20 protein-coding genes and 1 pseudogene are annotated in these 18,989 nt (G+C 68.9%); 14 read left to right on the forward strand and 7 right to left on the reverse strand.

What is annotated here, in order from left to right:
• Positions 1-96: 96 nt before the first annotated feature.
• On the forward strand, positions 97-444 hold the full coding sequence (locus AB0E77_RS22035) for a hypothetical protein (RefSeq protein ID WP_361573193.1): 348 nt from the start codon (positions 97-99) through the stop codon (positions 442-444).
• A gap of 2 nt (positions 445-446) precedes the next feature.
• Entirely contained in the window at positions 447-779 is a 333-nt protein-coding gene (locus AB0E77_RS22040) for a hypothetical protein (protein ID WP_361573195.1), read from the forward strand.
• 1,144 nt (positions 780-1,923) lie between these two features.
• Here the strand turns inward: AB0E77_RS22040 and AB0E77_RS22045 are convergent.
• Positions 1,924-2,241 carry a DUF3085 domain-containing protein gene (locus AB0E77_RS22045; RefSeq protein ID WP_361573197.1) on the reverse strand — a complete coding sequence of 106 codons (318 nt, stop codon included), beginning with the start codon at positions 2,239-2,241 and terminating at the stop codon, positions 1,924-1,926.
• A 387-nt stretch (positions 2,242-2,628) separates the two neighbouring features.
• Between AB0E77_RS22045 and AB0E77_RS22050 the strand changes: the two genes are divergently transcribed.
• The 4 genes and pseudogenes from AB0E77_RS22050 to AB0E77_RS22065 form a co-directional block, all read left to right on the forward strand.
• The gene (locus AB0E77_RS22050) at positions 2,629-4,122 is read left to right on the forward strand and encodes an AAA family ATPase (RefSeq protein ID WP_361573199.1); all 1,494 of its coding nucleotides are present in this window, start codon (positions 2,629-2,631) and stop codon (positions 4,120-4,122) included.
• A complete protein-coding gene (locus tag AB0E77_RS22055; protein ID WP_361573201.1) occupies positions 4,122-4,997 on the forward strand; it encodes a hypothetical protein in 876 nt (291 codons plus the stop codon). Before AB0E77_RS22050 ends, AB0E77_RS22055 begins: the two co-directional genes overlap by 1 nt.
• Positions 4,998-5,100: 103 nt before the next feature.
• A protein-coding gene (locus AB0E77_RS22060; RefSeq protein ID WP_361573203.1) for an IS5 family transposase occupies positions 5,101-5,921 on the forward strand; the annotation gives its coding sequence in 2 pieces (ribosomal slippage) (positions 5,101-5,448 and positions 5,451-5,921; 819 coding nt in all).
• Between the two features lie 301 nt (positions 5,922-6,222).
• Positions 6,223-6,950, forward strand: a pseudogene (locus AB0E77_RS22065) (transposase); the annotation flags it as partial.
• Here the strand turns inward: AB0E77_RS22065 and AB0E77_RS22070 are convergent.
• From AB0E77_RS22070 to AB0E77_RS22090, 5 genes are all read right to left on the reverse strand, one after another.
• Positions 6,910-7,182 carry a transposase gene (locus AB0E77_RS22070; RefSeq protein WP_361573205.1) on the reverse strand — a complete coding sequence of 91 codons (273 nt, stop codon included), beginning with the start codon at positions 7,180-7,182 and terminating at the stop codon, positions 6,910-6,912. The pseudogene AB0E77_RS22065 and the gene AB0E77_RS22070 overlap by 41 nt on opposite strands.
• 18 nt (positions 7,183-7,200) lie before the next feature.
• Positions 7,201-7,938, reverse strand: a complete 738-nt coding sequence (locus AB0E77_RS22075; RefSeq protein ID WP_361573207.1) for a transposase — start codon at positions 7,936-7,938, stop codon at positions 7,201-7,203.
• Positions 7,939-8,025: 87 nt separating this feature from the next.
• Entirely contained in the window at positions 8,026-8,190 is a 165-nt protein-coding gene (locus AB0E77_RS22080) for a Rid family hydrolase (RefSeq protein WP_361573404.1), read from the reverse strand.
• Positions 8,187-8,549 carry a Rid family hydrolase gene (locus AB0E77_RS22085; protein ID WP_361573209.1) on the reverse strand — a complete coding sequence of 121 codons (363 nt, stop codon included), beginning with the start codon at positions 8,547-8,549 and terminating at the stop codon, positions 8,187-8,189. Before AB0E77_RS22085 ends, AB0E77_RS22080 begins: the two co-directional genes overlap by 4 nt.
• A gap of 187 nt (positions 8,550-8,736) precedes the next feature.
• On the reverse strand, positions 8,737-9,135 hold the full coding sequence (locus AB0E77_RS22090; RefSeq protein WP_361573211.1) for a sulfurtransferase TusA family protein: 399 nt from the start codon (positions 9,133-9,135) through the stop codon (positions 8,737-8,739).
• 61 nt (positions 9,136-9,196) lie between these two features.
• Between AB0E77_RS22090 and AB0E77_RS22095 the strand changes: the two genes are divergently transcribed.
• Positions 9,197-10,417, forward strand: coding sequence for an IS256 family transposase (locus tag AB0E77_RS22095; RefSeq protein ID WP_361573213.1), 1,221 nt, complete (start codon positions 9,197-9,199; stop codon positions 10,415-10,417).
• A gap of 181 nt (positions 10,418-10,598) precedes the next feature.
• Here AB0E77_RS22095 and AB0E77_RS22100 read toward each other — a convergent pair whose 3' ends face one another.
• Complete coding sequence (locus tag AB0E77_RS22100; protein ID WP_164366969.1) at positions 10,599-11,084, reverse strand: Lrp/AsnC family transcriptional regulator; 486 nt, start codon at positions 11,082-11,084, stop codon at positions 10,599-10,601.
• 81 nt (positions 11,085-11,165) lie between these two features.
• On the opposite strand from AB0E77_RS22100, the gene AB0E77_RS22105 reads away from it, so the two are divergent.
• The 7 genes from AB0E77_RS22105 (at position 11,166) to AB0E77_RS22135 (ending at position 18,859) form a co-directional block, all read left to right on the forward strand.
• The gene (locus AB0E77_RS22105) at positions 11,166-12,416 is read left to right on the forward strand and encodes a MalY/PatB family protein (RefSeq protein ID WP_361573215.1); all 1,251 of its coding nucleotides are present in this window, start codon (positions 11,166-11,168) and stop codon (positions 12,414-12,416) included.
• 43 nt (positions 12,417-12,459) lie between these two features.
• Positions 12,460-12,924, forward strand: a complete 465-nt coding sequence (locus tag AB0E77_RS22110) for a RidA family protein (protein ID WP_361573217.1) — start codon at positions 12,460-12,462, stop codon at positions 12,922-12,924.
• Between the two features lie 138 nt (positions 12,925-13,062).
• Positions 13,063-14,541: an amino acid permease gene (locus AB0E77_RS22115; RefSeq protein WP_361573219.1), complete on the forward strand. Its 1,479-nt coding sequence runs from the start codon at positions 13,063-13,065 to the stop codon at positions 14,539-14,541.
• 151 nt (positions 14,542-14,692) lie between these two features.
• Complete coding sequence (locus tag AB0E77_RS22120; RefSeq protein WP_361573221.1) at positions 14,693-15,226, forward strand: DinB family protein; 534 nt, start codon at positions 14,693-14,695, stop codon at positions 15,224-15,226.
• A 633-nt stretch (positions 15,227-15,859) separates the two neighbouring features.
• Positions 15,860-16,606 carry a DsbA family protein gene (locus AB0E77_RS22125; RefSeq protein ID WP_361573223.1) on the forward strand — a complete coding sequence of 249 codons (747 nt, stop codon included), beginning with the start codon at positions 15,860-15,862 and terminating at the stop codon, positions 16,604-16,606.
• A complete protein-coding gene (locus AB0E77_RS22130) occupies positions 16,603-17,466 on the forward strand; it encodes a cytochrome c biogenesis CcdA family protein (RefSeq protein WP_361573225.1) in 864 nt (287 codons plus the stop codon). The genes AB0E77_RS22125 and AB0E77_RS22130 overlap by 4 nt, the downstream gene beginning before the upstream one ends.
• 70 nt (positions 17,467-17,536) lie before the next feature.
• Positions 17,537-18,859, forward strand: a complete 1,323-nt coding sequence (locus tag AB0E77_RS22135; protein ID WP_361573227.1) for an MFS transporter — start codon at positions 17,537-17,539, stop codon at positions 18,857-18,859.
• Positions 18,860-18,989: the final 130 nt, after the last annotated feature.

An 18,989-nucleotide genomic window follows, 5' to 3' on the forward strand; every position in this document is an offset into this window, starting at 1 on the left:
GCAAACTCCGGTGCTCGACCACCCGGATCACCAAACTCGTCCAGGCCGTCCTCACCCTTCATCTGACCAGCTCAGAGTGAGGATGGAAAAGGCTCCGTGACTGTCTATGACGTAGCTGGTCTGCTTCCCTCGATAGCCGGCCTGCGGAACGTGTGCCGCTCCATGGCGATGCTCGATGCGATCTTGAGCCCGGACTGGGAGGGCCGGTACTACTCCTTCGACGCCGGTTGGGCCGGAGGCGGGGAGTTGGCTGCGATACACAACGGGTCGGGGGACGAGTACTCGATTGTCTTTTCGGCGGCTGGGGCCTACGTCCGCGGCTTCGACCATGAAGCCGCGATGAGCCCGTACGGCAACGATGGTGAGCCCTGGCCGGGGGTGATCGACGATGTCCCAGAGGTTTTCCAGCCCTTCGTCGAGGAGCCTGCGTTCACGGACGAGTAAACGTGCCGGTTGTGACGGCGTGTCTGTGGCGGGAGGTGACGGACGATCGGTGGCAGCACGGGGCGATCGACTTTCCCGCCGGTTGTTCCGCTCCCGACGGGGCGTCGCGTCTGTTCGCGCTTTTGGTCGACCGTTCCCCGGAAGCGTTCTGGCGTTTCGCCGGGGACTACCGCGAGGTGCGCGTGGACCTGGAAGCAGTGCGCGACGTGTATGCCTTGCGTCCGCTGAATCAGAAACTCGTGTCATCTCTGAACCCGGAGGCCACCCTGTCGGACCTGGCCAAGGACATCGCGGAGATCGGCTACCCGCAGACGGCCCGGGGCGCCATGTTCTGAGCTGGCTGCTGGAAAGCCCCGTCGGGTGTCTGCCGCGCGCTCCCGCGGGAGTGGCAGTAGGCGGGGAGCGGCTGGACGGGCCGTGCGGGCTGGGCGGCGGGAGCAGCCCGGGTGCCGCTGGCGCGGGCGCTGTTCTCGCCCTCCGCTGGTCTCGCCCTTCGCGCCGGGGCCTGTGGCCGAGTCGTCCGGGGTGCGGGGACGTCGGGTTCGGTCGGCGGCGCGTGGCCCGGGGCGAGTGGGCGTGTTCGCGGTGGGTGCGGGCATGGGGCGGCCCCGGTTGCCGCGGGGGCGGCGGCCGGGGCCAGGGCAGCGCGGGGGCGGGGCGCGGGGGTGCGGGGTTCAGTTGTGGGGTTGCTGGGTGGTCCAGGGGGCGGCGGGCCGGTGGGGTGTGGCCGGCTGCGGGGTGACGGGCGTCTGTTGCAGGGGCGGGTAGGCGACGGGTGCGGCGGGCTGGGGCGGCCAGCCGCCGGGCGCGGCGGGCGCGGGGGGGCTGGTGGACGGCGGCCTGGTGCTGGGCGGGGGCCTCGTGCTGCCGGGCGGGGGCGGGGGTGGGGTCTTTGAGGTAGACGGTGATGGGGGCGTGGTCGGCGACGAAGATGCGTTCGTGGATGCCGGGTGGGGTGAGGATCCACATGGTGGTGTCGTCGCGGCGCTGGGTGCGGCGGATCAGGGGTGGGGGGAGGGTGACCTCTTCGGTGATGTTCGTGTCCGGGTTGGTTTCGGGGACGGTGATGTGGTCGACGGCGCTGAAGAGACCGGCGAAGGCGGCGAGGTTGTTGATGGTCGTCTCGTGCTTCACGGCGCGCTTCCCCCCTTTCGTGGTGGCCGGTGGGTGTGGCGGTCTGGGGGGACGGTAGGCGGCTGGGGCCGGGCGGGGCGTGGGGTGTGGGGGTGGGGTGTCGGGTGGCGGGATGCGGGTGGTGCTGGTGGGTGCCGGTGGCGGGAAACACGAGTGTGGCCCCGTGCCGGGACGGGTGTCCGGGCGCGGGGCCGTAGAAAGGGTGCTGCGGCGGGGGCGGGGTCCGGGCGCGGGGCCGGGGGGCCGGACGGGGTCGGGCGTCGCGCCGGTGTGGGGTGGCGGCGGCCTGGTGCCGGGCGCCGGTGGGGCCGGGGGGTGGCCGGGCTGGGCTGGGCGGCGGGTGGGCTACTCCACGCTGTAGGTGAGGTTCATGTACTCGTCGTTGAACACGGCTTTGAGGAGGAAGCGGGTGCCGCCGGTGGCGGTGGCTTCGCGGAGCATGCCCAGGAGGGTGGTGCCGTCCTCGAAGAGGGGGGTGGTCAGGTTGAGGGATTCGCGGAAGTCGTCGCCGCCGAGGATGGAGCGGGCGTCGGTGTCGGGTCCGAAGCCGTCGGCGTAGACGGCGTGGGGCAGACGGCCGTCGTGGTCGCGGGTCTTGCCGTTGCTCATGAGGTAGGTGCCTTGCATCAGCAAGGAGCACAGGCCACGACGTCGCGTTCGCATCCGACTCGGCGCAGACGGAAGGCGGTCCGCAAAGTCACGGCGATCATGGGTGCGGTATCGCGATGTCCCAGGTCTGGGACCATCCCCGCGGGTACGGGGACGGGGACGGTAACGGCGACGACGTTCCTCGCCTGCCCGACGGCGGTGCGCCAGGTCGCAAAGGGTCAGGGCGGCCTAAACCACTACCAGGCCCGCGGCTGGATCGCCGGACACAAGCACATCACTCTGGCTATGTTCGCCCTGCCGTTCCTGGCCGTGGCCGCTGACGACGCGAGGGTGACCAGACCCTCCCGCGATGCACCGAGTATCGAGGCGATTCGGTGATTGCTCCGGGCGAGGAGAAGTATCGGGCGGACGTGGTGCGACCGGTCCGGGTAGCGTGCGCGGGTGCTCTTCACGCAGATACCGCCGCGCAGTGTGCCTCCGAGGGAGGCACCGGGTGCGTTCCTTGTTCAGGACATGTGGGACGACTTCGGGTTCAAGACCAGTTACACACTGTGGTGTTTCAATGGCTCACGGCAGATAGAGATCGGTACATGCAAGGTTGCCTGCTATGGGATGGAATCGGGCAGGGTTGACCTCCCGCAGACGTTCGAGCGTCTCTCCGACCGGTACTTCTCGCTGGGGGTCGACGAAAGCTACTACACCCAGTTGCGTGACGAGTTCGACTCCAGCACGCGCGAGTCCATCCTCAGGGCGCTGAAGGACGCCGCGTTCGATCCCCACCTCTTCGAGGTCGCTTCCGAAGAGGCGGCGATGACAACGTCGCTCTTGCGAGGCACGGAACCCGAGACGGTGACCGGCCAGTTCCACCGCATCGCGACCGGAGGGCCGACACGCTCCAAATTCGACGTCGACTACCGCCAGCGCGTATCGGAGCTCGATCGGTCGTGGATCCGCCTGGGCCTTGAAGTCGATCCCGATGCCATTCCGCCGACCAACGTGCACGCACTGATCGGCAGCAACGGTGTCGGCAAGACCCACCTCTTGGACACGCTCGCCCGCACAGTGCTTGGCGCGCGTCTTCAGCCGATTGATGGAAGTCGGCTCATCGACCGTGCGGGGAACTATGCCCATCCGTTCGCGAACCTGGTTTCTGTAGGGTTCAGCGCCTTCGATGCCCTTGAGCCGCTCGCCCGGACCCGGCATGTCGGCTACCAGTACGTCGGCCTGAAGAAGCGCGGGGAAAGCAGCCTGAAAGGGCCATCCGAGCTTGGGCAGGAGTTCGCCGACAGCGCGAGCGCCTGCGTGTCCCAAGGCCCCGTACGCGAACAGCGCTGGCGTGATGTCCTGGAGCGCCTGGAGGAGACCGACCCGATCTTCCAGGACCAGCGAATCGCTCTCCTCGCAGGCCCCGACGGCGAACGGCCCGACGCGAAGAGCGTCTTCGCCCCGTTGAGCTCGGGGCACAAGATTGTCCTTCTCACCCTGGCCAGACTGGTCGAGCACTGCACCGAGCGGACCCTGGTCCTGGTCGACGAGCCCGAGGCGCACCTGCACCCGCCGCTGCTGTCGACTTTCATCCGGGTGTTGTCCGCACTGCTCCTGGACACCAACGGGGTCGCGCTCATCGCTACGCACTCGCCGGTGGTCCTCCAGGAGACACCGCGCCGCGCGGTGTGGGCGCTGCGCCGGGCGGGAAGCGACGTGGCGGTGGATCACCCCGAGATCGAGACGTTCGGGGAGAACGTGGGGGTCATCACCCGGGAGATCTTTGGTTTGGAAGTCACCCGCACCGGGTTCCACGCCATGATCGAGCAGTTCGCGAGGGAGGGGTACACCTACGAGGACATTCTGGGCACCTTCGGCGACGCGCTGGGGGCAGAGGGCCGTGGGCTGGCCCGTGTGGCCGCTCGCCGCCACCGGAACGGGACGCGCTGATGCTGCACATTGACCGCCCGGTGCACGAATCCGCCCGTGAAGTCTTCCAGCTCTGCACCAGCACCAAGGTCGGCAAGGTGCAGGAAGAGATTCTGTCGGGATACGAGGAGTCCATAGTCAAGGCGGCAGAGAGCTTCGACGCGGCGTGCACCGCGTCTGCGCTGCACTCACTGGACCGCGGGGCGTTCGGCCCGAACCCGCCCGATAAGAATCACACCAAGGCGCTGATAGGGCTTTACGACCGGCGGCTGCGGAACAAGGAATACCCCGGGCGCCCGCTCTACGACCGGATCAGGAACGCTCCGGGCAAGTGCCCGTTGTGCGGGATCGGCCGCATCAAGCAGGTGGACCATCACCTGCCGAAAGCCCACTACCCCTTCCTGGCGGTGGCGCCCGACAATCTCATCCCTGTCTGCGCCGACTGCAATACCGTCAAGCTCGATCGCTTCCCGGCCACAGGGGGAGAGCAGAGCCTCCACCCCTATTACGACGACATCGAAGACCAGCTCTGGCTGCGCGCCGAACTCCTCGTCCAACCTGTCCCGGGGCCGCTCGATTGGCGGGTCCGCTACTTCGTGGACCCGCACCCCGCCTGGGGCGAGGACCTCGCCGACCGCGTGCGGTTCCACTTCGATGCCTTCGAGCTGGACACGCTCTTCGCGAAGCAGTGCGCCGACGAACTCGTCACTGTCGGCGCGGCTCTGGAGGAGGTGTTCCTTGCTGGTGGGGCGGGGGACGTCCGGGCCGAGCTCGCAAGCTTGATGCGCTTTCGCAGCAAGCCCCGGCAGAACAACTGGATGGCGGCCCTGTACCGCGCGCTCGCCGACAGCCCCTGGTACTGCGAGGGCGGGTTCCGGGACATCGCTGCGGGGTGAAGACCGGTGCGGCACGGGCGCTCCGCGGTGAACGAGCCTGTTCCAACCTGCTGGACTGGCTTAGACGTCGTTTCTTTTGGCGTGATCGCTCGTTGAGCAGTGCATGACGGATCTGGTTGAGCGGTTGGTGCCGGATGAGTTGTGGGTGCTGTTCCGGAGGGTGGTCCCGCAGACGGAGGTGAAGCGTCCCCAGGGCGGGGGCCGGCGGCGGGCAGGTGACCGCGAGACGCTGGCGGCGATCATCTTCGTGGCCACCTCGGGCTGCACCTGGCGGCAGCTGCCGCCGGTGTTCGGGCCGGCCTGGCCCACGGTCTACCGGCGCTTCGCCCAGTGGAGCCGGGCCAGGGTCTGGGCCCGGCTCCACCGGGTCATCCTCGACGAACTCGGCGCCCGAGGACAGCTGGATTGGTCGCGGTGCGCGATCGACTCCGTCAGTGTCCGGGCGACAAAAGGGGGCCCCTGAGCGGACCGAATCCGACCGACCGCGGCAAGAGCGGATCGAAAATCCACCTGATCACGGACCGGAACGGGCTGCCTCTGTCGTTGGCCATCTCCGGCGCCAACATGCACGACAGCCTTGGCCTGGAACCGCTCGTACGCGGCATCCCGTCCATCCGCTCCCGACGCGGCCCGCGCCGCCGGCGTCCGGCCAAGCTCCACGCCGACAAGGGGTACGACTACGACCACCTGCGCCGATGGCTACGCAAGCGCGGAATCCGCCACCGCATCGCCCGCAAGGGCACCGAGCCCTCCAAGCGGCTGGGCCGCCACCGCTGGGTCGTGGAGAGGACGGTGTCCTGGCTCGCCGGATGCCGCCGCCTGCACCGTCGCTACGAACGCAAGGCCGAGCACTTCCTCGCCTTCGTCGGTCTGGCGGCGCTTCTGATCGGAGACCGCCGCCTGACCAAGTCCGTCAGGACCTGAGTCGATTCTGCTGAGGATCGAAGCAGACCAGCCCCATCGAGTCCGCGAGAGCCGCTGCCCAAGCGGAGACCTCCTCAGCTCTGCTCCAACTCATCGGGAAGTAGACGAGCGGACCACCGGCCCCGCCGATCAACGGCCCTGCGGCCCAAGGCGATGCGTCCTCCACATCGTCAGTCACGTCACCCCACCGCTCAACAAGCGCGGCAACGTAAGCCACGATGCGCTCGGTCGGAGGAGAGTCCGCATCCGGCTCCAGGTAGCGGTCGAAGAGATCGGTGAAGTGCGGCGCCGGGCGGGGGCCAGCGCGGGCCGGCACTCTGCCTCGTTCGTGGTCGCGACCAAGCCCGAGGGCTACCCGTCACGGACAGCATGGTCGGTGTCGCCCCGGGCCTGACCCACTTCGCGATCCTGTCCAACGGCAGGAAGATCGGCAGCCCGCGCTTCCTGCGCCGGGCCGAGAAGAAGGTGAAGAAGGCGCAGCGGGTCCTGTCCCGCAAGACCAAGGGCAGCAACAACCGAGCGAAGGCCCGGATCAAGGCTACCCGTGCCCACTCACGGACCGCTGATGCGCTGCGCGAGTTCCACCGCCAGCTCTCCACGGAGATCATCCGCGAGAACCAAGCAGTTGCCGTGGAAGACCTGGCAGTTAAGGGGCTCGCCCGCACCTGCATAGCCAAGTGCGTGCGTGACGCCGGATGGCCGGCGTTCATCACGATGCTGGAGTACAAGGCCGCCAGGTTCGGCCGCCCCCTCCACCGCACGTGCGGGGCATGTGAGGCCGTCCTGGATCGGGACATCAATGCGGCGGTCAACGTCGCCAAGGCGGCCGGACTGGCCGTGTCAGCCTGCGGAGCGCGGGTAAGACCGGGACTCGTCCCGGCACAGCGCAGTGAAACAGGAACCCACCCGGAGCCCCAGTCGGCGACAACCGGCGGGCAGGCGGGAATCTCCGTCCTTCAGGGCACAGAGAAGGTCAACGGACCCCCCCCTATAACGCGGGGGTGCGGGGAACCGGTCTGGCCAGGTTGAAGACGTCGCGGGCTGTGTATCGCTTGAGGCATCGGATGATCTCCCGTCGGGTCTTGCCTTCCTGGGTGCGGCGTTCGTAGTACGCCTGGGTGCGCGGGTCATGGCGTGGCCGGGTGAAGACGATGCGGTGCAGGGCGGCGTTCACCTGGCGGTCGCCGCCGTGGTTGAGCCGACGCGTGCGCCGCCGGCCGGAGGAGTACTCGATGGGGCTGACTCCGCAAAGGGCGGCCAAGGATGCCTCGGTGTTCAGTCACTCGGGGTTGTCGCCCATGGTGATCAGGAGAATGACGGCGCTGTCCGGGCCGATGCCCACCGGTTCGAGCAGTTGTGGGGCATGGTGCTCGACGAGCCGGGTCAGGCGCTGGTTGAGCTCGTTGATCTGTCCGGTGAGCTGTTCGATGCGCTCGGCGAGCATGCGCAACGTGATGTAGGTGGCCTGGGTAACCGCGTCCTCGTCTCCCCCACCACCTTGCGGGCCGAGGCGCGCGCAGGTGCGGAACAACTCGGCATTGCCCAGGCTCGACAACCGTTCCCGCAGGGCGGGCTCGGCGATGACCAAGAGGGCCTTGAGCTGGTTGACGGCCTGGGTGCGAGCCTTGACCGCCGAGTCCTTGGCGAGCTTGTAGATCCGGGCGGCGTGCACGGGTCCGTCGCCAGATTTGACCTGGGCACGGGCGCGACCGCTGAGCACGGCTCGCGCTGCGGCCTGCGCATCGAGCGGGTCCGACTTGCCGAGCAGCCGGCGGGCCGTGCGGTCGGGCCGGTTCACCTCGTACACCAGGATCTGCTGGGCCAGCAGGTACCGGGACAGGCCCGCACCGAAGGTGCCCGTGCCCTCCACGCCGGCCCGGCGCACCGTTCCCCGCTTGCGGGCCCACACGAGCAACTGTCGGTAACCGGCCGCCGTCGCCGGAAAGGAATCGGTTCCCAAGACCTTCCCCAGCGGGGAGACCACGGCGGCGACATGCACCTCGCCGTGCGTGTCCACACCCAGAACCCCTCGCGCCGAAAACCCCGGTGCTCTCACGGGCACCCGAAAATATCAGGGGCATGCCATTCTCCTTTCGGTGGTGACTCATCGGACGGCGATCGCCGAGATCTCGACCTTTGCGTCGCGTGGCAGTCGCGCCACCTCGACCGTGGCCCGGGCGGGCGGGGCGGACGAGCCGAAGAACTCGGCGTACGCGGTGTTGAAGCGCTCGAAGTCGTCGAGGTCGGACAGGTAGACCGTGGTGTTCAGACGTGCTTCAGCGCCGGCCGGTCGGCCTTCAGCACCGCCTGGACACTGCGCACCGCCCTGCGTGTCTGCTCCTCGATGGTGGCATCGGAGGGAATCTCACCGGTTGCTGGGTCGATCGGGAGCTGCCCGGAGACGAACACGAGGTGCCCGGCCGAGACACCCTGCGAGTAGGGCCCGATGGCCGCGGGCGCGTCCGGCGTGGAAATGGCCCGGTGCCGTCCATCGTGATCGGTGCCCGCGGATGCCCCGCCGGCGACGAGGGCGACGACCGCGCCCAGGGAGAGCAGCACCCGTCGGGTCCTGCGGAGGCCGGCCGCCCGGGGCACGGCAAGGGGTGGTGAGTGAGGCGCTGTCGTCACGGGTTCCTCCTGCTCGTCAACACGTACGCCTGCGCGGCGTGGTGCTTGTTGGTTGCGAGGCGAGCAGGAAGGTTTACGGGTGTCGCGGGTTTCTCCAGGAGGCGGAGGGCAGTGCACGGGGGCTGCCCTGCCCGGTTGTCGCACCTGCGTGCCGGGCAACGCCACGGCGGGGTAACGGGAGGACCGCTCACCGGTCCCGTGTGTGCTCCGGCCCGACCAGGTGCCACGGTGCGTCTCGGCGGGTGGCTCGGGCGTCCGCGGCAAGCCGCAGGGCGTAGACCGGCCGCTCGCCGGGGACGGGGCCGAGGTAGGTGTGGCCGGTCATGTGGCACCAGGCGGGCAGGTCGAGCGGCGCCGCCGGGTCGGTGGCGACGACATGGACGACGGTGCCGGGGGGTGCGCCGTCGATCTGCGCGCGCAGGCGGAGCAGGAGGGTGACGCAGAGCAGGCCGGTGCCATCGACGGTCAGGTCGGCTTCGGGGAGCGGGATGGCGTCCCGCTGTGTGGTGTAGGGGATCTCCGCGGTTGAGTGCGCGGGTTCTGCTCCCTCGGGTGCACCGTCTGCCGGTGTCTGCTCCCTGCTCAACCGGCAGGCCACCGTGCAACTGTCCGGAGTGAACGGGCAGTTCGACCCCAGGGGGTGCACGGTGGCCTTGTCCCAGCATGACCTACTTCGCCTGCTTGAGTCACTACGTTCGGCCGATGGTCTTGAACTCGTCCGCGAGGTCGCTGAGCGGCTGCTGCAGGAACTGATCGAGGCCGAGGCCACCACAAAGATCGGCGCCGGGTGGGGCGAACACTCCGAGACCCGCACGACCTGGCGCAACGGCCACCGGGAGAAGACGGTGACCACACAGGCCGGCGACCTGGAACTCGCCATCCCGAAACTGCGGGCCGGGAGTTTCTTCCCGAGCCTCCTCGAGCGCCGGCGGCGCATCGACCAGGCCCTCTACGCGGTGATCATGGAGGCATACGTCCACGGCGTGTCCACCCGCTCGGTCGATGACCTGGTCAAAGCCCTCGGCTCTGACACCGGGGTATCGAAGAGCGAGGTCTCCCGGATCTGCGCTGAGCTGGACGATCAACTGGACGCCTTCCGGACCCGGCCGCTGGACCACATTCGGTTTCCCTACCTGTGCCTCGACGCCACCTATGTCAAGGCCCGCGTCGACCACCGCATCGTCTCGCAGGCGGTCGTCATCGCCACCGGTGTCACCCAGGACGGCGGCCGCGAGGTCGTCGGTGTCATGGTCGGCGACAGCGAGACTGAAGCGTTCTGGACCCAGTTCCTGCGTCACCTGCGCGAACGCGGCCTGAGTGGCGTCCGCCTGGTCATCTCCGACAGCCACAGCGCCCTGGTCAAAGCGATCCGCAAGGTCATGCTCGGCGCCGCCTGGCAAAGGTGCCGTGTTCACTTCGTCCGCAACGTCTTCGCCGTGATCCCGAAGGGGTCGGCGGAGATGGTCGCCGCGACGATCCGCACCGTCTTCGCCCAGCCCACCGCGGACGCGGTCCGCACCCAGCTCGACACGGTCGCCGACATGCTCGGCCGCCAGTTCCCCAAGGTCAGAGAAATGCTGCTGGAGGCGAAGGAGGACCTGACCGCGTTCGCGGACTTCCCGCACCAGCACTGGAAGAAGATCCAGTCCACCAACCCGCTGGAACGGCTGAACCGGGAGATCAAGCGCCGGACCGACGTCGTCCAGGTCTTCCCGAACCCGACCGCAGTCCTCCGCCTGGCCACCGCGGTCCTCGCCGAACTCCACGACGAATGGATCGCCTTCCCCCGCCGCTACCTCTCCAACGAGAGCATGGACGCCCTCTATCCCGACGACACGACCGTCCTGCCGGCCGCATCAAACGACTGATCCCCTACACCACGTCAAGGGACATGACCGGGAGCGGTGACGCGGATCTCATCGGCTGTTCGACTTCGGCGCCGTCGCGGGGGCCGACGGGGTTGTCGGAGTTGTCGTCGCTCATGGGTCGCAGGCTACGACCGCGTTCGGCTCACCGACGTGCCGGGGTGGATGGGTGACGTCCGCTCGCTCAGGTGGCGGCTGCCGGCGGAGGCAGCTCACGCGACGGCCGCCCGGGCAGCGGCCGGGGATGGACGGCCTGCTTCATCACAATGGTCGAGTTCAGCCCGCGGACGCCCGGCAGGTGGATCAGCACCGATTCGTACAGCCGCTGGTAGGACTCCAGGTCCGCGCTGACCACGCGGATCAGGTAGTCCGGTTCACCGAAGAGCCGCTGCGCCTCGATGATCTCCGGAACCTCGGCGAGCGCCGCATCGAACTCGGTGACGGCGTCGGGGCGGCTGAGCGTGGCGAACACCAGCACCTCGAATCCGTATCCCAGGGCTGCGGCGTCGACCACCGCGCGATAGCCACGGATGACCCCGGCCGCCTCCAGTTCCCGGACCCGTCGCTGGCACCTGGACACACTGAGCCGGACCTTCTCGGCCAGATCAGTGAGCGTGATCCGCCCCTCCGACTGAAGCAGCGCAATAATTTTCCGGTCAGTGACATCCATACGCTAAATCTTAGCTACTGGAGCCGACAGATGGGCAAAGTTCACGAACACTTTGCCCTTTGTCGTAGCTAGCATCCAGCCATGGCAACCGACACGACCACCCCTCTCGACCAAGCTCGACGGGACACCCCCGCAGCCGACTCTGGTTCGATCTTCGACATCGTCGTCGACCGCAGGAACAGCAACTCTATGAAGTGGGCCTACGCCCACGATCTCCTGACGGCCGACGAGGTCGCTGCCGATCCGCTGCCCATGTGGGTCGCCGACACCGACTTCAGGGCCCCCCGAGCCGTCATCGACGCGCTCCACCAAGCCGTGGACCACGGCGTCTTCGGCTACCCCGGCGGCGCGACGGACAGCTACCTCGACGCGGTCACCGGCTGGCAGGCCAAGCGGTTCGGCTGGGAGGTCCCCAAGGAGTGGGTGATGCAGACCGCCGGCATCATCACCACACTGAAGACGGCGGTGCAGGCGTTCTCCGCGCCCGGTGACTCGGTCCTGATCCAGCCACCGGTCTACGCCCATTTCCACGACGACATCCTGCTCAACGGCCGCCACCTGGCGTTCGCGCCGCTCGTGCGGACCGACGACGGATACCGTTTCGACGCCCGGACGTTCGAGGCCGCCATCCGGCCCGACACCAAGCTGTTCATCCTCAGCCACCCCCACAACCCCACCGGGAACGTGTGGAGCGAGGACGAGCTGCGGACCATGGGCGAGATCTGCGCCCGCCACGGTGTCCTGGTCGTCTCCGACGAGATCCATCAGGACCTAGTCATGAACCCGGACCGCAAGCACATCCCGTTCGCCTCGCTCGGCGAGGAGTTCGCACGCAACAGCATCACCTGCACCGCCCCCAGCAAGACGTTCAACCTCCCGGGCCTGCAGAGTGCCAACGTCTTCGTTCCCGACCCACGGCTGCGCGGGGAACTGGCCCGCCAGTACGACCGCAACATGTTCCCGCTGGTCAACGTGCTCGGCATGGTCGCCGCCGAGGCCGCCTACGCGCACGGCGAGCCCTGGCTGGAGGAGATGCTCACCTACCTGCGCGGCAACCACGCCCACTTCGCCCAGTCGGTCAACTCCGCCACGACCAAGGTGCGGGTTCTGCCGGCCGACTCCCTCTACCTGGCTTGGATGGACTGCCGGGAACTGGGGATGGACGCCGCTTCACTCGACAAGTTCATGCTCACCAAGGCACGGCTGTGGCTGGACAAGGGACAGAAGTTCGGCCTCGAAGGCCACGGTTACATGCGGGTCAACCTGGGCTGTCCCCGCTCCACGGTCGACGAGGCCATCGACCGGCTGCTCACGGCCGTCGAAAACCTCTGAACACCGCACGGACAGCGAACACAGCCCCCACCGGAGGACACCCATGACATCCGCCGTCGAAACCCGCCTCGCCGAACTCGGCGTGCCACTGCCGGAGCCGGCCCGGTCGGTGGCCAACTACCTGCCCTGGACCCGGTCGGGCAGCCTGCTGCGCACCTCCGGACAACTCCCGCTGCGGGACGGCGCGCTGGTCGCCACCGGACTGCTCGGACAGAACCTGGACGTCGCCACCGGACAGCTCGCCGCCCGCTGGTGCGCGGCCAACGTCCTGGCCCAGGCCAAGGCAGCCCTGGGCGACCTCGGCCAGATCCGCCAGTTGCTGAAGATCACCGTGTTCGTCGCCGGCGTTCCCGAGTTCGCCGAACACCACCTGGTCGCCAACGGGGCCTCCGACCTGTTCGTCGATGCGCTGGGCGAGGCGGGCAAGCACGCCCGTTCCGCCGTCGGAGTCGCCGCCCTGCCGATGCGGGCCCCGGTAGAGATCGAAGCAATCATCGCCACCGTCTGACACAACCCCTGCACACCCGCACTCCTTACGCGCCCGTGGCCGGCCACGGGCGCGCGCCGCAGCGCCCTCGCTGCGGCTTTCGCGTACCTGCACGTCCCTTCGTCAGAGCACCACCCTTTTCCTCCAGGGAGCAGTGACATGACCGCAAGAGCCGCGAAGGACTACGAAAAGGAAGAGCTCAAACGGGACCTCAAGAGCCGGCACATCCAGATGATCGCCATCGGCGGTGCCATCGGAACCGGCCTGTTCTACGGTTCCGGATCGGCGGTGGCCACCGCCGGCCCCGCCATCGTCGTCACCTACGTCGTCGCCTCCGTGGCGATCTACTTCGTGATGCGGGCCCTGGGCGAGATGTCGGTGGCCGAACCGGTGTCCGGGGCCTACATCTCCTACGCCAACCGCTACATCCACCGGTTCGCCGGCTTCCTCAACGGGTGGAACGCGTTCATCTTCCTCCTCGCCACCACCGCAGCCGAACTCAACGCCCTCGGGCACTACGTGCAGTACTGGTTCCCCGCGGTGCCGATCTGGGCGACGGCGGCCGTGGCGGTCACCGTGATGTTCGTCGTCAACGTCGTCGGGGTGAAGTTCTACGGTGAGGCGGAGTTCTGGTTCGCGCTCATCAAAGTGGTGGCGATCATCGCGCTGATCCTCTTCGGCTTCGCCATGGTCGCCTTCGGGGTCGGCAACGGCGGACACGCCATCGGTCTCGGTCATCTCCACGAGCACGGAGGTTTCCTCCCCAACGGCATCAGCGGCGCGTTCCTCGCCATCGTCATGGTCGCCTTCTCCTTCGGCGGCGTGGAGAACCTGGGCATCGCGGCAGGCGAGACCAAGGACGTCGCCACGACCATGCCGAAGGCCGTCAACGCGACCTTCTGGCGACTCATGATCTTCTACGTCGGCGCCATCACCGTCCTGGTCACCGTCTTCCCCTGGACCTCGCTGAACGGCTCGGGCAGCCCGTTCGTCACCGTCTTCGCCAGAATCGGCGTACCGGCCGCGGCAACGGTCATGAACGTCGTCGTCATCACCGCCGTCCTCTCCGCCGTGAACTCGGCCGTCTTCACCAACAGCCGCACCTTCTACAACCTCTCCCTCCAGGGCAACGCGCCGAAGCTCCTCGGCACCGTCAACGACAGGAACGTTCCGTCGAAGGCGGTCACGGCGGTGTTCGTGACGATGGCCGCCGGTGTGCTGCTCAATCTGCTGATGCCCGACCAGGTCTTCACGGTCTTCTCGTCCGTCACCGTCTTCGGGCTGATCTGCGCCTGGGGATCGATCGTGGTCAGCCACCTCAGGTTCCGCAGGAGCAAGGTCCTGAGCGGTCAGGCGGACAGCATCCGGTACAGGATGCCTCTCTACCCGTACAGCAACTACCTCGCCCTGCTGTTCATAGCCGTCGTCCTCGTCTGCGTCGCGATCCTCCCGGACACCCGGGTTTCGCTGGTCGTCTCCAGCGTCTGGGTACTGGTGGTACTCGCCGCCTACACCTTCTACACCAGGGACCCGAAGGGGAAGTCGGCCGATGACCAACCGGCTCGGGAGCCCAGCTCGCCGGGGCCGGCGGAGCCGCTCCACCGCGCCGTGCCCGGCGTGGGCCATACAGATCAGTGATGAGGACATTCGGGTTCGTCTCCTACCGGCTCGCGCTGCGGCTCTCTACAGTGGCGGCGGTCCGCCGCCACCAGCCGCGCCGTCCGAGGAGCCCGGAGTCTCCTCGCGCAACCCGAACCCGCAGACCCGACCACACATGTGGAGGAGAGCCGTGTACGAACTGCAGGCGCTGTTGGACGAGTACGACCGTGCCCGCGGGTACACCGACGAGTTGTGGCGGGACCTCACGCCGGACGAGGTGGTGTGGCGGCCGAGAGAGGACTTCAGCGCCATCGGCTGGCACCTCGGGCACCAGGCCCACGTCGCCCACTTCATGATCCGCAACCTCACGGCCGCCGAGCCCAGCCCGGATCCGGAACTGGACGGACTCATGGACTCGGCCAACCCGGAGAAGTTCCGCGGCGCTCTCCCGACGGTGGAGCGGCTCACGGCCTTCCGGGAGACCGTCGCCGAGCGGGTGCACGCACGCATCGGTGACATCGCGTCCGGGAGGACCGGCGCGCCCACCCAGATGACCATCGTCGCGACGCATCTGCTGACCGCTCTCGTCAACCACGAGTACCAGCACGACCAATGGATCGGCGAGGTCCGCGCCGAGCACCTCGGGCACGCACTGCCCGGCGACCCGGACTGCGACCATGTGCGCCGTATCGACGGCTACCTGTGCCTGCACCCCTGTACGTGACAGGCGCGGCTGTAGGCGATCGGCGCCTTCCGGACGTGACGTGAGGTGATGACAGTTCTTCCCCGGCTCCGTGCGGTGACCGTGGTGACGCGCTCCGCGCGAGCGGGGCGGGGTCTTCTCGCCTCGCTGTCGCTGCTGGTCGTGCTGAGTGCGTGGGCCTGCGGAACACGCACGCTCGACGTCGGCACGGGGTTGTCGAGTCCCAGGGCCGTGACCGCCTCGGCGGATGCGGCGGTCCAGGGCCCGGGCGAGGCCACCGACCGGGTGCGACCGGGCTCCTCCCAGTGCGATGCACCCGGCACACCGCCCCCGTGCAGGAAAGTGCTCCCCGCCCAGCCGGACGTACGCCTCCTGGAGACGGCGGAGCCGGTGGCCCGGACGGCCGCCCTGGCCTCAACAGGGCTCGACACGCTCTCGGCCGACGTGTGCCGGGACGTGGTGACGTCGGGACTCTCCCCGCCGGCGGGACGGGCCGTACCCGACCGAATGCGGATCTAGGCCGGACGCTCGCGCGTTCCCCGCGCGCCGCGCGCCGACCGGCCGTCCTTCGGTCACGGCCCGGCGCACGGCCACAGCGCCGTGCGCCTACGGCTGTCCGTCACTCACCCACAGAGCACGAGGTTGTCTCCCACCATGCCGTCTTCTTCCGCCCCCGCCGCATCCCGCGTCCGCCGACGCAACCGCACACTCGCCGCCACCGCCGCCGGACTGACCGCCGTCGTCGCAGCGGTTCTCGCCCTCACCCTCGACGACGCGCCGTCCCGCACCGCGTCGCAGGACTCCGCCGTCGCCGAGACCAGTACGCCCGACGCCCAGTCGAGCGCCTTGCTCGCACTGGCCCGTCGGGACACCGACGACCCGCTGGCCGTGGGGGACGCCGACGCCCCTGTCGTCATGATCGAGTACTCCGACTTCCAGTGCCCGTACTGCGGGAAGTTCGCCCGCGACACCGAACCGGAGCTGCTCCGCTCCTACGTCGACGAGGGCGTGCTGCGCATCGAGTGGCGCAACTTCCCGATCTTCGGCGAGGAATCGGAAGCGGCAGCCCGCGCGGCCTGGGCGGCCGGCCAACAGGACAGGTTCTGGGAGTTCCACGACCAGGCGTACAGCAAGACACGCAAGAAGAACACCGGCGCCTTCTCCACCGACAAGCTCACCGCGATGGCCAAGGCCGCCGGGGTGGCTGACCTCGACAAGTGGCGCGCGGACATGGACTCCGACGCGGCAGACACGGCAATCCGACAGGACCAGAACGAGGGCTACTCCCTCGGCGTGACCAGCACCCCCGCTTTCCTGGTCAACGACATCCCCGTCCTCGGCGCCCAGCCGGTCGACACTTTCAAGCAGACCATCGAGGCAGCCGCGAAGGCCACCCGGTGAACGGCGACGCGAGCCTGCTGGCCGCCTTCCTCGGCGGCCTGCTGGCCCTGCTCAGCCCCTGCAGCGCGCTGCTGCTGCCGGCCTTCTTCGCCTACTCCTTCACCAGGCCGGCCAAACTGCTGCTGCGCACCGGCCTGTTCTATCTCGGCCTGTGCACCACCCTGGTGCCGGTCGGCGTCGCGGGCTCCTTCGCCAGCCGTCTCTTCTACGGCCACCGTGACCTGCTGGTCAGCATCGGCGGCTGGACCGTGATCGCGCTGGGAGCGGCACAGATCCTCGGGATCGGATTCGGAGTGCGCCGATTGCAGGAAGCCGCAGGAGCCCGCCGTTCCGGGTCGGCCGTCTCCGTCTTCGCCCTCGGCACCGTCTACGGCCTGGCGGGCTTCTGCGCCGGTCCCATCCTCGGCTCCATCCTCACCCTCGCCGCCCTCGGCAGCCGGCCCGCCCACGGGGGCCTGCTGCTCGCGGTCTACGCACTCGGCATGGCAGTCCCCCTGTTCGCCCTGGCGCTGCTCTGGGACCGCTTCGACCTCGGGCACAAACGCTGGCTGCGCGGTCGCACCCTGCGGCTGGGACGCTTCTCCTGGCACACCACCTCCCTCGTCGGCGGCATTCTTTTCATCGTGCTCGGAGTGGTCTTCCTGCTGGTCGACGGCACGGCGGCCCTCCCCTCCCTGATCAGCGTCGAGACGGAGGCAGGGCTGGAGGAGCACCTCGCACGCCTCGGCGGCGCCGTACCGGACCGCGTCCTCCTGCTCGTCCTGGCCGCGGCCGCGGCGCTCACCGCCGTCGTCCTGCTGGCACGCCGGGACGGCCCCCGGCCGAAATCCCGCTCCGGACCATCCCGGCACGACCTCTGAACCCGGGCTCCCCGCAGGCCCTTCGCCCTCCCGCCACCCACTCAGCCGACTCATCAAGGAGCGCCGACACGTGAGCACGCCACAGGACATAGCCCCGACGCCGTGGCAGGAGCAGGACCGAGTCCGCGCGGTGCAGAAGCGCACGGTCCGGATCCTGTCCGCGGCACAGATCGTCGGCGGGGTCGGAGTGGGCGTCTCGGTGTCCGTCGGTCCCCTGCTCGCGGAGTCCGTGGCCCAGAGCGAGACCTACGCCGGACTGGCGCGCACGGCGACCACAGCGGGCGCCGCCCTGGTCGGCATACCGCTCGCCCTCCTCGCCCAACGGCGCGGTCGCCGGACCTCTCTCGGGGCAGGATGGCTCGTCGCCGCAGCCGGCGGGGGCCTGCTCATCGCCTCAGCGGTGATCAGGTCGGTACCCCTGCTGATCGTGGGCATGCTGTTGTTCGGCGTCGGCAGCGCCACCAACCAGCAGAGCCGCTACGCGGCCGCGGACCTGGCCGCGCCGCACCGGCGGGCCCATGCGCTGTCCATCGTGCTGTGGTCCACGACGATCGGCTCGGTGATCGGCCCCAACCTCGCCGATCCGGGTGCCGCCGTGGCATCGGCTCTGCACCTTCCACGCCTGTCGGGGGCGTTCGTCCTGGCCACCGTCTGCACAGCGGCGGCATCGGCTCTGCTGTGGGGTCTGATGCGTCCCGACCCGCTCACGCTCTCCCGCCGGTACCAGGACGCCGACGCGCCCGTGGACGAGGACACGGGCCTCCCGGCGGCACAAGACGAGACCGGCGGGCAGAAGGAGGACCGGCAGAACGGGACCGTGCGCGCGGGCCTGCGGCACCTTCGCCACACCCCGCAAGCGGCCTTCGCGTTCGTGACCATCGTCGTGGCCCACACGGTCATGGCCGCGGTCATGACGATGACCCCGGTCGACATGTCGGAGCACGGTCACGGGCTCACCGTGGTCGGCGTCACCATAAGCGGTCACCTGCTGGGCATGTACGCGTTCTCCCCGCTCGTCGGCCGGCTCTCCGACCGGATCGGTCACATGCCGACCATCGTGGCCGGCCAGGCGGTCTTCCTGGTGTCCGCCGCGCTGTCGGGCATGGGCCACGGCTCGGTCGGCATGATGATGGCAGGGCTGTTCCTCCTGGGACTGGGCTGGTCCTTCAGCCTGGTGGCCGGCTCGGCCATGCTCAGCGAGACCACACCACTCGCCCTTCTGCCCGGCGTACAGGGCACCACGGACACCACGATGAACGTCGTTGCGGCCGTGGGCGCCGGCCTCGCCGGGCCCTTGATGGGCTGGGCCGGCTTCGGCGCTCTGAACGCCGTCGCCGCCGTCCTGGTCCTGCCCGTGCTCGCCTTCTGGGCGGCCCTGGTGCGCGCACGCTGAATCGACCACGAGCGTCGGCGGCCGTATGTCACCGCATCCGCGGGCGACCGCCGCCGGGCCTCCGCCCGGCCTCGTGCGGGCCCGGACGTGGCCGGTGGCCTCGCACGGACGGCGGGGGGAAACGGCCGTC

Source organism: Streptomyces sp. NPDC032940, from assembly GCF_040636935.1.
Classification (GTDB): Bacteria; Actinomycetota; Actinomycetes; order Streptomycetales; family Streptomycetaceae; genus Streptomyces.

Excerpts from the sequence above, each read along its gene's own strand:
- AB0E77_RS22045 (WP_361573197.1), bottom strand. The coding sequence starts at position 2,241 with ATGCGAACGCGACGTCGTGGCCTGTGCTCCTTGCTGATGCAAGGCACC.
- AB0E77_RS22055 (WP_361573201.1), top strand. The coding sequence starts at position 4,122 with ATGCTGCACATTGACCGCCCGGTGCACGAATCCGCCCGTGAAGTCTTC.
- AB0E77_RS22100 (WP_164366969.1), bottom strand. The coding sequence starts at position 11,084 with ATGGATGTCACTGACCGGAAAATTATTGCGCTGCTTCAGTCGGAGGGG.
- AB0E77_RS22105 (WP_361573215.1), top strand. The coding sequence starts at position 11,166 with ATGGCAACCGACACGACCACCCCTCTCGACCAAGCTCGACGGGACACC.
- AB0E77_RS22110 (WP_361573217.1), top strand. The coding sequence starts at position 12,460 with ATGACATCCGCCGTCGAAACCCGCCTCGCCGAACTCGGCGTGCCACTG.
- AB0E77_RS22115 (WP_361573219.1), top strand. The coding sequence starts at position 13,063 with ATGACCGCAAGAGCCGCGAAGGACTACGAAAAGGAAGAGCTCAAACGG.
- AB0E77_RS22125 (WP_361573223.1), top strand. The coding sequence starts at position 15,860 with ATGCCGTCTTCTTCCGCCCCCGCCGCATCCCGCGTCCGCCGACGCAAC.